10 protein-coding genes are annotated in these 13,682 nt (G+C 34.8%); 9 read left to right on the top strand and 1 reads right to left on the bottom strand.

Annotated elements, in window-relative coordinates; genetic code table 11:
* The first annotated feature begins 3 nt into the window (after positions 1–3).
* The 6 genes from ACFOWA_RS03745 to ACFOWA_RS03720 all read left to right on the top strand — a co-directional run bounded on the left by ACFOWA_RS03745 (position 4) and on the right by ACFOWA_RS03720 (position 8,403).
* Positions 4–1,938, top strand: a complete 1,935-nt coding sequence (locus tag ACFOWA_RS03745) for a glycoside hydrolase family 97 protein (protein ID WP_378981922.1) — start codon at positions 4–6, stop codon at positions 1,936–1,938.
* A 5-nt stretch (positions 1,939–1,943) separates the two neighbouring features.
* Positions 1,944–2,879 carry a glycoside hydrolase family 43 protein gene (locus tag ACFOWA_RS03740; protein ID WP_378981920.1) on the top strand — a complete coding sequence of 312 codons (936 nt, stop codon included), beginning with the start codon at positions 1,944–1,946 and terminating at the stop codon, positions 2,877–2,879.
* 398 nt (positions 2,880–3,277) lie between these two features.
* Positions 3,278–5,866 (top strand): glycoside hydrolase family 3 protein, encoded by a 2,589-nt coding sequence (locus tag ACFOWA_RS03735; RefSeq protein WP_378981918.1) that lies wholly within the window; start codon positions 3,278–3,280, stop codon positions 5,864–5,866.
* 796 nt (positions 5,867–6,662) lie between these two features.
* Positions 6,663–7,133: a pantetheine-phosphate adenylyltransferase gene (gene coaD, locus ACFOWA_RS03730; RefSeq protein ID WP_378981916.1), complete on the top strand. Its 471-nt coding sequence runs from the start codon at positions 6,663–6,665 to the stop codon at positions 7,131–7,133.
* A 168-nt stretch (positions 7,134–7,301) separates the two neighbouring features.
* On the top strand, positions 7,302–7,805 hold the full coding sequence (locus tag ACFOWA_RS03725) for an RNA polymerase sigma factor (RefSeq protein WP_378981914.1): 504 nt from the start codon (positions 7,302–7,304) through the stop codon (positions 7,803–7,805).
* Positions 7,795–8,403: a hypothetical protein gene (locus tag ACFOWA_RS03720; RefSeq protein WP_378981912.1), complete on the top strand. Its 609-nt coding sequence runs from the start codon at positions 7,795–7,797 to the stop codon at positions 8,401–8,403. Before ACFOWA_RS03725 ends, ACFOWA_RS03720 begins: the two co-directional genes overlap by 11 nt.
* A 232-nt stretch (positions 8,404–8,635) precedes the next feature.
* Here the strand turns inward: ACFOWA_RS03720 and ACFOWA_RS03715 are convergent, their stop codons facing one another.
* Positions 8,636–9,247: an NUDIX hydrolase gene (locus tag ACFOWA_RS03715; protein WP_378981910.1), complete on the bottom strand. Its 612-nt coding sequence runs from the start codon at positions 9,245–9,247 to the stop codon at positions 8,636–8,638.
* Between ACFOWA_RS03715 and pyrE the strand changes: the two genes are divergently transcribed.
* From pyrE to clpB, 3 genes are all read left to right on the top strand, one after another.
* Entirely contained in the window at positions 9,246–9,896 is a 651-nt protein-coding gene (gene pyrE / locus ACFOWA_RS03710; RefSeq protein WP_378981908.1) for an orotate phosphoribosyltransferase, read from the top strand. The two genes, ACFOWA_RS03715 and pyrE, sit on opposite strands and share 2 nt — an antisense overlap.
* A gap of 44 nt (positions 9,897–9,940) precedes the next feature.
* Positions 9,941–10,339 carry an SRPBCC family protein gene (locus tag ACFOWA_RS03705; protein WP_378981906.1) on the top strand — a complete coding sequence of 133 codons (399 nt, stop codon included), beginning with the start codon at positions 9,941–9,943 and terminating at the stop codon, positions 10,337–10,339.
* 394 nt (positions 10,340–10,733) lie between these two features.
* Positions 10,734–13,331 carry an ATP-dependent chaperone ClpB gene (gene clpB / locus ACFOWA_RS03700; RefSeq protein ID WP_378981904.1) on the top strand — a complete coding sequence of 866 codons (2,598 nt, stop codon included), beginning with the start codon at positions 10,734–10,736 and terminating at the stop codon, positions 13,329–13,331.
* Positions 13,332–13,682 lie beyond the last annotated feature (351 nt).

Here is a 13,682-nt window from a genome sequence, read left to right as displayed (position 1 = left end):
GAAATGATAAATAAATACCCTGTATTGCTGCTCATGCTTACTTTGGCAGCATCTCAAATAACTAAAGCTCAATCGTATATTACCATTTCCAGCCCTGATAATACAATTAAAGCAGATGTTTTTATTAAAAATGGACAAGCCTATTATTCCATAAAAAAAGAAGCAGACTTGGTTTTGCAGCAATCTAATCTTGGGCTAATTAGGGCAGATGAAGACTTATCAAAAAAGCTATCGCTAATCTCGGTATCTAAAAATGAGCTGGTTAGAGATTCATATGTGCTTAAAAACTCAAAACGCCTAAACCACAATTATCTGGCTAATAAAAAAGTAATTCATTTAAAAAATTCGGCTGGTAATAAAATAGATGTGATTTTTCAGGTATCCGATGATGGTGTTGCTTTCAGGTACTATTTTCCTGAAAGAGATGAAAAAATTAAAAGCATAACCGATGAAAAAACTACATTCCATTTTTTTAAGGAAACAAAAGCCTGGATGCAGCCAATGTCTGTAGCCAAAACCGGATGGGAAAGTACAAATCCATCATATGAAGAATATTATCAAAAAGAAATAAGTGTTGGCACACCTGCACCAACAAATGCAGGTTGGGTTTATCCGGCGCTTTTTAAATATAAAAACACCTGGTTACTAATTTCAGAATCTGGTTTAGATGAGAATTATTGCGCTACCCGATTGGAATCCAAATCTGAAAATGGAAATTATAAAGTTGGTTTTCCAGATAAAAGAGAAGCTTTTACAGGTCAGAATGTAAATCCCGAATCTAAACTTCCGTGGTTTACGCCTTGGAGAATTATCGCAATAGGCAATCTGAAAAAAATTACTGAATCAACCTTAGGTACAGATTTGGCTTATCCTGCAAAATCAAATATAAAGCCCGAATTATTTAACATGGGCAAAGCTTCATGGAGTTGGATAATGTTGAAAGACAGCTTAATTACATACAACACTCAGAAAAAATACATTGATTTTGCTGCCGAGATGAAATGGGAATACACCCTAATTGACGTGGACTGGGATACGAAAATTGGTTATGATAAGATGCAGGATTTGACCAATTACGCAAAGCAAAAAAATGTTGGGTTATTGTTATGGTACAACTCTGCAGGAGATTGGAATACCGTAAAATACACACCAAAAAATAAACTTATCACACACGAAAACCGCCTGAAAGAATTTGCTCTCCTGCAAAAAATGGGCATTAAAGGTATCAAAGTAGATTTTTTTGGTGGCGATGGCCAATCCATGATTAAATATTACCTGGAATTATTTGAAGATGCCGCTCGCTTTAATTTAAGTGTTAATTGTCATGGAGCAACATTACCAAGAGGTTGGCAAAGAACTTATCCTAACTTAATGACAATGGAATCGATTAAAGGCATGGAGTTTATCACTTTTAAACAGGAAAATGCAGATGAAGAACCGATGCATGCGACAACAATTCCATTTACCAGAAACGTTTTCGACCCAATGGATTTTACACCGATGCGTTTATATGAAATCGACAAAATAAATAAAAAAACAACGAGTGCTTTTGAACTTGCATTACCTGTAATTTTCCAATCTGGTGTACAACATTTAGCCGAAGCACCTGATGGAATGGTTAGAATGCCATCCTTTATTAAATCATTTTTACAAGAATTTCCATCCAGTTGGTCGGATACAAAACTTATAGATGGCTACCCAGGAAAGTTTGTTGTAATGGCCAGGAAAGCCGGAAGTAAATGGTACATCGCTGGTATAAATGGCGAGAATAAGGCTAAAAACATCAACCTAAATTTATCAGACTTTGGGGGTAAAACTGGTACATTGATAGAAGATGGAAATGAAAAATATTCTTTTAAAGAAAGTAACATCCAAAGTAAAACAAATAATCAAGTTACCATGAAACCTTTCGGTGGATTTGTAATGGTAATTGAATAAATAATATGAAAAAAACATTAATTACTTGTGCTTTATTTTTCTTTATTCTGATGAATGCAATAGCACAATCGAAAAAAGAGGCTTACCTATTTGCATATTTTAAGGATAATGGACAAGACGGTTTGCATTTTGCATACAGCATGGATGCCTATAACTGGACAGCACTAAAGAATGATGAGTCATTCCTTACACCAACTGTAAGTAAAGATAAATTGATGAGAGACCCTTGTATTTTACGTGGTGCAGATGGACTTTTTCACATGGTATGGACCGTTAGCTGGAAATCGAACGGAATTGGTTACGCAAACTCTAAAGATTTAATCAACTGGAGTGAACAGCAATTTTTACCTGTTATGGAAAAGGAAGAAGGTGTAGGAAATTCTTGGGCACCGGAAATCACATATGATAAGAAAACCAAAACGTATATGATTTATTGGTCGAGTACGATTAAAGGAAAATTTCCTGAAACTTTATTAAAAAAGGATGATACCAATAATAACAGAATCTATTATGTAACTACAAAAGATTTTAAAAATTTTTCGCCTACAAAGTTACTTTATGAGCCAGGATTTAATGTTATAGATGCATCTATTGTAAATGATAACAATAGGTTTATTCTATTTTTAAAAGATGAAACGAGAGAACCTGTTCAAAAAAACATTAAAATAGCGTTTAGCGATAATTTAACCGGACCATATTCTAATGCTAGTGCACCAATTACAGGCAATTTTTGGGCTGAAGGTCCAGCATCGGTAAAAATTGGAAACGAGTGGTTGGTGTACTTTGATAAATATACACAACACAAATATGGCGCAATAAAATCTACTGATTTACAGAATTGGGTAGATGTTTCAGATAAGATTTCGCTACCAAAAGGTTTAAGACACGGAACCATTTTCAAAATAACAAAGCAGGAACTTAATAAGCTACAAAAGCTTTAAATATTCATTTAGCTGAAAAGATAATTTTTTAATTAACATTAGTTGTAAATCTTATAGTCGTCATTGCGAGGCACGAAGCAATCTTATCAATTTAGAATTCACTTTTGGAGATTGCCTCGTGCCTCGCAATGACGTTTCGGACAACTGAAGTGAATAAAACTAACTATGGTCTAGTTCAACATACATTTTGATATAATATTTTATTTTAGGTCTATGAGAAAACAAACTGAGGATTAAGAAACTTCAATTTCGACCATTCACATGATTTTAATTTATTTTATCAGGACACAGATTAAATTATGTTCGAACGTAATCGTTTACGTAAATAAAATTGCCTCAAAATTGCTGTTTGCAACATCAAAACAGCAACTTTAACCTCAATAAAGATTTTTAACCAAATGAATTTCAATACCAAACTTTTAACCAGAATACTTATTTTAAGTCTGTTTCCATTTTGGGGATTTGCACAACAATCTAAAAATTTTCCTTTTAATGATGCAAAATTACCCATTGAAAAAAGACTTGATGATGTTATAAAACGCTTAACTATTGATGAAAAAATCGGAATGCTTTCTGAAACTTCGGCGGCAGTAGAAAGACTTGGTATTGATAAATATTTTTATGGCAATGAAGGATTACATGGCGTAATGCGACCTGGCAAGTTTACCGTTTTTCCTCAATCAATAGCTTTGGCCGCATCCTGGAATCCGGCTTTAATAAATAGTGTAGCAACTGCAATATCTGACGAAGCACGTGGTAAATGGAATGAATTAAATAAAGGAAAAAATCAAAAGGCACCATTTAGCGATTTGCTAACACTATGGTCGCCAACTATAAACATGGCCCGCGACCCAAGATGGGGCCGAACAGCCGAAACCTATGGAGAAGATCCATTTCTTACCTCACGTTTTGCAGTAGCTTATATCAAAGGTTTACAAGGCAACGATCCAAACTACATAAAAGTAGTTGCTACGCCAAAGCATTTAGCAGCTAATAATGAAGAAAATAATCGGCTGTCAGCAAACTCCATTGTTTCCGAAAAAACTTTAAGAGAATACTATCTTCCTGCTTTTAAAAGTAGTGTTATGGAAGGCAACGCACAAAGCATCATGTCATCTTATAACAAAGTAAATTGGATTCCGTCTACAGCAAGTAAATGGTTACTAACGGATGTACTTCGTAAAGAATGGGGCTTTGATGGTTATGTAGTGAGCGATTGTGGTGCAGCTTGTAACATCTTCACAAAACATCAATTTACAGCCTCAATGGAAGAAGCTGCAGCCGCGGCACTAAAAGCTGGTATGGATATGGAATGTGCGGCAGGTTGTAATCTGATAAAGGAATATTTAAAACTAGCTTGGCAGAAAAAACTGGTTACAGATGAAGAATTAAATAATTCGGTAAGAAATGTATTAAGGGTTCGTATTCGCCTGGGCTTATTTGATAAAGCTGGTAATGGTGTTTACGATAATATTAGTCCAAAAGTAATCGGAAGTGAAGAACACCAAAAACTGGCTTTAAAAGCTGCCCAAGAAAGTATTATACTTTTAAAAAACGCTAAGAATATTTTACCGCTTAAGCTTAATGATTTAAAATCCATCGCCGTGGTTGGTCATAATGCTGATATTAATGTTTTTGGAGGTTATAGTGGAGTTCCGCTTAATGCACCAATTACACCTTTGCAAGGGATAAAAAATGTTGTGGGTGATGCTGTTAAAATAAATTATGCTCCAACAAAATTAGATTTATTTAATGTAGAGATGATTCCATCAGATGAACTTCAGGCGGCTAACGGGCAGCACGGACTTGATGCAGAATATTTCGATAATAAATTTTTAGAAGGAACCCCGAAAAAAAGAACAGACCCTCAAGTTAATTTTAACACAAAGGAGAATCCGCCTGATCCATTTATTCCGGCAGGCAAAAAATCTATGCGTTGGACCGGTTGGTTAGTGCCATCAAAAAGTGGTGAATATACTTTAGCTGTAAGTTCTGACGATGGTTCTAGAGCTTGGTTTGATGGTAAACAAGTTACCAATAGCTGGAAAGATAGAGGTGAGATTTTAGATAGCTTTAGAGTTAATTTGGTAGCAGGAAAAAAATACGCTGTAAAAATAGAATATTACGATACTGGAAATGATGCAGTATGCAGGTTTTGGTGGCGTACACCATTTGCAAAAGATAAGGTTTACACCGCACAGATAGATGCTGCTAAAAAAAGTGATGTAGTGGTTGCTGTTATAGGTAGCGGACTTTATAATGAACGTGAAGGGCACGATAAAGAAAATTTAGAACTTCCTGGCGACCAAATGGCTATGCTTAAAGCTGTTTACCAAGCTAACCCAAATGTTGTAGTGGTTATGGTTACTGGCAGTCAACATACTATTGGTTGGATTAAAGAAAATATTCCAGGTATTGTGAACATTTATTTTGGTGGCGAACAGGCAGGAAATGCAATTGCCTCAGTTCTTTTTGGTAAATATAATCCTTCCGGAAAATTGCCCCTCACCTATTACGAAAGTTTGGATAAAGTGCCTGCAATGAATAGATATGAGATTAATGAAGGCCGAACGTATATGTATTATCCCGGCAAACCACTTTATGAATTTGGATATGGCTTAAGTTATACGACTTTCAAATACGAAAACTTACAAGTTAAAAGAACGATAGAAAATGGCAAAAAGCAGATTGCTGTTGAAGTAGAAATTGTAAATACAGGTAATGTTGATGGAGAAGAGGTAGTACAACTTTACACAAGTTATCCCAATTCGCAGCATGAAGTTCCTTTAAAACAATTAAAGGCTTTTAAAAAAGTATTTGTAGCTAAAGGTCAAAGAACAAAAGTAGATTTAAAATTTAGTGAAGATGATATTTCTTTCTGGTCTATTGAAAAAGGTTGGCAAGTTGAGCAAGGCAAGATTATGATAAACGTTGGCTCTTCTTCTAAAGATATCAGACTGAATTCAGTGGTTGATTTAAGTAAATAGAAACAGCAATTAAACATTTAAATGGTCTGTGAGGACTCAAACCATGGTTAATATAAAAATCCCGTTTGCTCTTCGGTCTGTGTCCCCACAGGCCGAAACAACATTTAAATGGCCTGTGAGGATACAGACCATAGAAGACTTAAATAAAAATTTATAAATTTTAGAAGAGCAATACCTCAAGCTTTTATTAATGTTCGTCCCGCTATCTCTTCAAGTTCTCATCCTCGTTCCTCGGCTTCCGGGCTTTCCGCTCTATCGGGTCTAATTAAATCTGCTTCTGCAAGTATTAAAGGTTGCGGGTAAATGAGCTACAGTCATTGCGAAATACGAAGCAATCTCATAACGGTTCAATCATTCAGTTTATACTACTCTTCGGTCTGTGTCCCCACAGACCGAAAAAACATTTAATTGGCCTTTGGGGATACAGACTATGGAAGACTTAAATAAAATTCATAAATTTTAGAAGAGCAATACCTCAAGCTTTTATTAATGTTCGTCCCGCTATCTCTTCAAGTCCTCATCCTTGTTCCTTGGCTTCCGGGCTTTCCGCTCTATCGGGTCTAATTAAATCTGTTTCTGCAAGTATTAAAGGTTGCGGGTAAATGAGCTACCGTCATTGCGAGGTACAAAGCAATCTCATAACGGTTCAATCATTCAGTTTATACTCATCGGTCTGTGTCCCCACAGACCGAAACAACATTCAAAGAAATAATGGTCGGTGGGGACACAGACCATGGAATGAGAAGCAATTATCTTAAACTTTTCTCCTTTCCACTTAAAAATCTATATTTGATTTATGAAAATAGCGCTATTTCCTGGCTCATTCGATCCGATAACTATTGCTCACGTAAACATCTTACAAAGAGCTACTCCACTTTTTGACAAGATTATTATAGGTATCGGATTAAACAGTTCAAAGCAAAATTTTCTTACCGCTGAACAGCGTTTACAAATATTAGAAACCGTTTTTACTGGTTATAAAAACATAGAAATTCAAACCTACGAGGGATTAACAGTCGATTTTTGCCGCAAAATTAATGCAACTTACATGGTTCGCGGCATTCGTTCGGCATCAGATTTTGAGTACGAAAGGGCTATCGCTCAAATTAACCAAACCATGATGCCTGAAGTAGAAACCATACTTTTGCTAAGCAAGCCAGAATATTCTGCCATCAGTTCAACCATCGTTAGAGATATTTTGAGAAACCATGGCGACGTAAGTCCGTTTGTGCCAAAAGAGGCCTTAGGTTTTCTAAATAAGCCATAATATTTCTACAGAAAATTCTTTTCAATTATTTTGTAACGTTTCAAAGAATCGATTACCAATTGAGTAAATAAATAGCAAATGAAAACTCAAATAGTGAAAGATTAATGAGCATAAAATCCTTCTTACATCTTATTCATTCAATTCATTAAGTCTAACAGCAAGTCTTAAATGAAAGAAATTGAAACGCTTTTTCTATCCCTGATTAATCAGCACAAAGCTATCATACATAAAGTTTCGAAAATGTATATGGATGATGCCGAGCACCAGCGGGATTTATTTCAGGAAATTGTGTTGCAACTTTGGAAAGCCTACCCAACATTCAAAGGGAACAGCAAATTTTCTACCTGGATGTATCGGGTTTCTTTAAACACAGCTTTAGTTTACTTCAAAAAAGACAATCGAAAGGTTGATAAGATACCTTTAACTGAAAATATTGATGTGCCTGATACAAATGAAAGCGAACTAAAAGAAGAAAAATTAGCCTATTTATACAAAGCAGTTCAAGAATTAAATTCAGTAGAAAAAGCCTTAATATTTCTCTTTTTGGAAAATCAAACGCACAGAGAAATTGCAGAAAATTTAGGTATCAGTGAAGTAAATGCCAGAGTAAAATTGAACAGAACAAAAGAAAAATTACAACTCATTATTAAAAGAAATGGTTATGAATTTTGACGAATTAAAAAACGAATGGAGTGCTGACGCAGTAAATGAAAGCAACATTTCTGCTGAAATGCTTCAGATAAGACAGGCTAGAACACCAATTGATATTATTAGAAAAAAAATGAAACATGAGTTTTTTTACCAACTCGTATCATTAATTATAGTTGCACTATTTCCATATATTCTTCATTTTTCAGCAGATATGACAATGGTATATGCTGCATTTTATGCGGTAACGTGTGGTTTTACAGCTTATTATTTTATTAAATTTTACAGATTTTATAAAAATTCTTATGATATGAGTTTAGATTCTAGAAAAAGCATTTTGTGGTTTTTTTATGAAATGAAAATGAATATAGAATTGTATAAAGCACTCACCTACATCATTGCTTTTATTGGCATTTCATATATCGGAGCCTATTTTTATGTAGAAAAATCTTCAATTTTCGTTAAAATGGTAAATAAGCTCTCTCCTGTTTATCTAATTATAAATTGCTTTGTTACCATTTTAATTATTGGAGTGATAACCGAGTTGTGGGCATGGTATTATTATGGCAAGCATTTAAAACAAGTACAAAAAATTGTAGATGAATTGGATTTTGAAAACTAATAATTGATTTTAATAATGAAATTCGTATTTAACAGTTTTATTTCTAGGAGTTTCGAAAAGCTAAATGTAACAAAACGCAAAAGTAATTAAGTTGTAAAATCCTTTAAAATTCACATCCGAATAGTAACTGAAACCATATTTATAACAAATACAAAACACTTAATTTTCAACCAATATTATCTACTTACTAATCGTATAAAACGTAACAAAATAACTCTTAATATTAATACGACTACAAAATCCCTCCGGCCTTTAATACATCCATAATAGATGGGAAAGTATTTTTAATTACAGGTCCAATATGGTTTTTATCCAACCAAACTGCCTCATCAATTCCTTCTTCTTTTTGTGGTATCAGTTTAGGTTCGCCCTTTACTTTCATTTTATACCAATTGGTTTTTTTAATCACCATTTTCGAACCCATTGGGTAAACATGATACGTTTTGCAGAGCTTTTCTTCACGTTTTGCAACTTTTATTCCGCACTCCTCTTCTACTTCTCTAACCGCGGTTTCTTTCATATTTTCTCCATCTTCAAGCTTACCTTTTGGCAAATCCCATTTCTTATTTCTAAAAATAAAAAGATAATTACCATTTGCACTTTCTACCAAACCACCAGCGGCTTTTATGATGGTGCAATCCTTTTTTAACTTCTTGAAGGTTTCTTTCGGGTTTTTAGTTAAGAAAATGTAGCTTTTTTTAGACCCATTTTTTAATTTTTTGTAAAAAATTTGTAAATCAAAATCCTGTAATTCAAGTTGTTGAATTTTTTCTTTTTGCTCAGGTAAAACATCTGAGATAAACAAGGTGTTATCGTTAATATAAATTCTGTAATTTTGGGCCATGTATAATAAAAGTGATATTGAATTAAAGGTAGCGGAATTTTTATTACAAATAAAGGCAATTAAATTACAACCTAATAATCCTTTCACATGGGCATCTGGTTGGAAGTCGCCAATTTATTGCGATAACCGAATTACCCTTTCCCATCCACAGGTTAGAACGTACATTCGCCAGAAACTTGCACAATCCATTCAAGAAGAATTTGGTTCGGTTGATGTTATTGCCGGAGTTGCAACTGCGGGCATTCCACAAGGTGTGTTGGTAGCACAAGAATTAGGTTTGCCCTTTATTTATGTTAGAGCTAAAGCAAAAGACCACGGTACCGGAAGTTTAATAGAAGGCGAAGTAATAGAAGGTCAACGTGTAGTGGTTATCGAAGATCTAATTTCTACTGGAAAAAGTAGTTTACAAGCTGTTGAGGCATTAAGAGCTGCCGGTTTATCGGTTGCTGGTTTGGCAGCAATATTTACTTATGGTTTTGCACAAGCTGAAGAAAACTTTAGCGCTGCAAAATGCCGATACTTTACTTTATCTAATTACGAGGCATTGATTGATTATGCAGCCGAGCATAGTATTATTGCAAAAGGCGATATGGATTTATTAAGCAAATGGCGTTTAGATCCCTCTAACTGGGGTCAAAACCAACTCTAATATTACTATCAAAAAAGAATTCCTAAACTCAAATATTTACCTAAATGACAATTATTGAAAGCGCTGTAGAAGTAAATAAGCCTGTAAATGAGGTTTATACTTTTCTCTCAAATATGAACAATCATCAACAATTGATGCCCGAAAATATTTACAATTGGGAATCGACAGAAGATGATGCTCGCTTTACCATTCAAAACATGGCTAAATTGGCCATTAAGATATCCAATCGTGTAGAAAACCAAGAATTAACTGCAATCCCATCGGAAAAAGCACCGTTTGATGTAGAATTAAAATGGACGGTTGAAGATAATGGAAATGGAACTACAACAGCAAAACACATCATCTCGGCAGATTTAAATATGATGATGAAAATGTTGGCATCCGGGCCGTTGCAAAAATTAGCAGACCACCAAACAGAAAAGTTAAAAGAGATTTTAGCGTAATTGGTTTTTTGGTTGATTAGTTTTTTAGTTGTTTTGTTTTTTGGGTATTTAGTTACCATTTCACCATAAAAATGTACTTAAATAAATATACAAGCATTTGCATTTAAATCGGCAGATGCTTTTTTTATGCGTTATGAATTCCCATAAATAGCTTTACTAACCTACCCACCTAAACCTGATTGCATGAATGCCTTTTTCAGGCAGAAAGGAAAGCAGGACTACCGAAACCCAAGAATTACTGCAATTGCTTTCCAAAAACTCTTAAACGCTGTCAAAATTTCAGCATAAATACCTAATTATCAGAAATTTAGTCATTTAAAAATAAATCCGAGCGACAAAATTTCCGATTATAAAGTTTATGTAGCCATGGCATTTGATTTGAGCATAACGAGATATGAACTTCAACAATTTTACGATAAAAGCCCAGGAAGCAATTCAACAGGCTTCTGAAATAGCTCAAGGCAACCAGCAACAAGCTATTGAGACAGCGCACCTACTTAAAGGTTTGCTTACTGTTGATGAAAACGTGGTTTCTTATGTATTGAAGAAATTAAACGTAAACCTTAACTCGTTAAATCAAAATTTAGATGCAGAGATTGCCAAATTCCCGAAAGTTAGCGGAAGCAATGTCTATTTGGCATCTAATACAAATAGCGTTTTGCAAAAAGCCCAAACATTTTTAAAAGAATTTAAAGATGAATTTGTATCTGTAGAGCATTTATTATTGGGCATATTAGCCGTTAACGATAGCACTTCGAAATTACTTAAAGAGCAAGGTGTAAATGAAAAAGACCTTAAAAAGGCCATAACAGAATTACGTGGAGACAACCGTGTAACCGACCAAAATGCAGAGGCAACTTATCAGGCCTTAAATAAATATGCCCGTAATTTAAATGAATACGCAGAAAGCGGCAAACTTGATCCAGTGATTGGTCGCGATGAAGAAATTAGACGTGTTATACAAATTTTATCGCGTAGAACTAAAAACAACCCGATTTTAATAGGTGAACCAGGTGTGGGTAAAACAGCCATTGCCGAAGGAATTGCTTTCAGAATTATTAAAGGAGATGTACCTGAAAACTTAAAAAGTAAAACGGTTTATTCTTTAGATATGGGCTCTTTAATTGCAGGTGCAAAGTATAAAGGCGAGTTTGAAGAGCGTTTAAAAGCTGTAGTTAAAGAGGTTACACAAAGTGATGGAGATATTATTTTATTTATCGATGAGATACACACTTTAGTTGGTGCAGGTGGTGGCGAAGGTGCAATGGATGCCGCAAATATTTTAAAACCCGCTTTGGCCCGAGGAGAATTGAGGGCGATAGGCGCAACTACTTTGGATGAATACCAAAAATATTTAGAGAAAGATAAAGCTTTGGAACGTCGTTTTCAAAAAGTGATGGTGAATGAACCAGATACACAAGATGCAATTTCGATTTTGCGTGGTTTGAAAGAGCGTTATGAAACACACCACAAAGTTAGGATTAAAGATGAGGCGATTATTGCGGCTGTAGAAATGAGCCAGCGGTACATTGCCGACCGTTTCTTACCTGATAAAGCGATTGATTTAATGGATGAGGCCGCATCGAAATTGCGGATGGAAATGGATTCTGTACCAGAAAATGTAGATGCATTAGACCGTGAAATTATGCGTTTGGAAATTGAACGCGAAGCCATTAAAAGGGAAAAAGATGATAAAAAGGTAAAAGACTTATCAGAAGAAATAGCAAACTTATCGGCAGAGCGTGATGAATTGAAGGCCAAATGGCAAGGCGAAAAGGATTTGGTTGATAACATTAACAATCAACTGGAGCAGATTGAGCATTATAAATTAGAAGCCGAACAAGCCGAGCGTGCTGGAGATTATGGTAAGGTGGCTGAAATTCGTTATGGTAAAATTAAAGAGGCACAAGATACTTTTGATAAGCTAAAAGTTACTTTAGAAAGTCAGCAGAGCGACAGCAGGATGCTAAAAGAAGAAGTTACAGCGGATGATATTGCAGGTGTAGTTGGACGTTGGACGGGTATTCCGGTAACTAAACTAATTGCAAGCGAACGTGAAAAATTACTGAACTTAGAAGCAGAATTACATAAACGTGTTGCCGGACAAGATGAAGCTATTGAAGCCATTTCTGATGCCATTCGTCGCTCTCGTGCAGGTTTACAAGATAAACGTAAACCGATTGGTTCGTTCATATTCTTAGGTACAACCGGTGTAGGTAAAACGGAATTGGCGAAAGCTTTGGCAGAATTCTTATTCAATGATGAAAATGCTTTAACACGTATTGACATGAGTGAATACCAGGAACGGCATGCAGTTTCACGCTTAATCGGTGCGCCTCCGGGATATGTGGGTTACGATGAAGGCGGACAATTAACCGAAGCTGTAAGACGTAAACCTTATTCGGTGGTGTTGCTTGATGAGATTGAAAAAGCGCATCCGGATGTTTTTAATATTTTGTTGCAGGTTTTGGATGATGGTCGATTAACCGATAATAAAGGCAGAACGGTAAACTTTAAGAACACCATAATCATCATGACATCGAACATTGGTGCGCATTTAATTCAGGATAATTTTAAAGATTTAAATGATGAGAACAGAGATGAAGTAATAGCGAAAACTAAGAATGAGCTTTTTGAGGTATTGAAACAAACCATTCGTCCGGAATTTTTAAACCGCATTGATGAACTGATTATGTTTACGCCATTAAATCGTAACGAGATTAGAGATATTGTAAGCTTACAATTTAAACAGGTGCAACAAACACTTGCCGAAATGGGAATTGAAATGGACGCATCGGTAGAAGCTTTAGATTGGTTAGCACAATTAGGTTACGACCCGCAGTTTGGTGCAAGACCTCTGAAAAGAGTGATTCAGAAACGCATTTTGAATGAGTTATCAAAAGAAATCCTTTCTGGAAAAGTAGATAAGGATAGCAAAATTAAACTAGATATGTTTGATAACAATTTTGTGTTTTTAAATCAAAATAGTTAATTCTGATATATTGATAGCGGCAGATTTATAGATTATGTATTTAATCTTTAAATCTGCCGCTTTTTTTTACGTCAGATTTAAAGAAAAAATACCCATCATATTATCAAAAAAATATTCCTAAAAGGTGTCAGAATTTCCTATTTAAATCTGACATTTATTCTAAAAAAGTCAGATTGTCAATTTGTCACGCTTAAAAAATTAATCAAACGATTGATTTTTAGTCACACAAAAATAATATTGATTTAACCTCAATTTTATATCATCTTAACATAAAGCCAATTAGCAAAAACCTGATTTTTTAATGACTAACTGAAATTCCTTTTGGCACAAGTGTTGACTTTTAGGCGAATA

This window comes from Pedobacter lithocola (assembly GCF_042650845.1).
Classification (GTDB): domain Bacteria; phylum Bacteroidota; class Bacteroidia; order Sphingobacteriales; family Sphingobacteriaceae; genus Pedobacter; species Pedobacter lithocola.
Note: the sequence above shows the minus strand (reverse complement) of the source record. Positions and strands in the feature narration are given on the sequence as shown.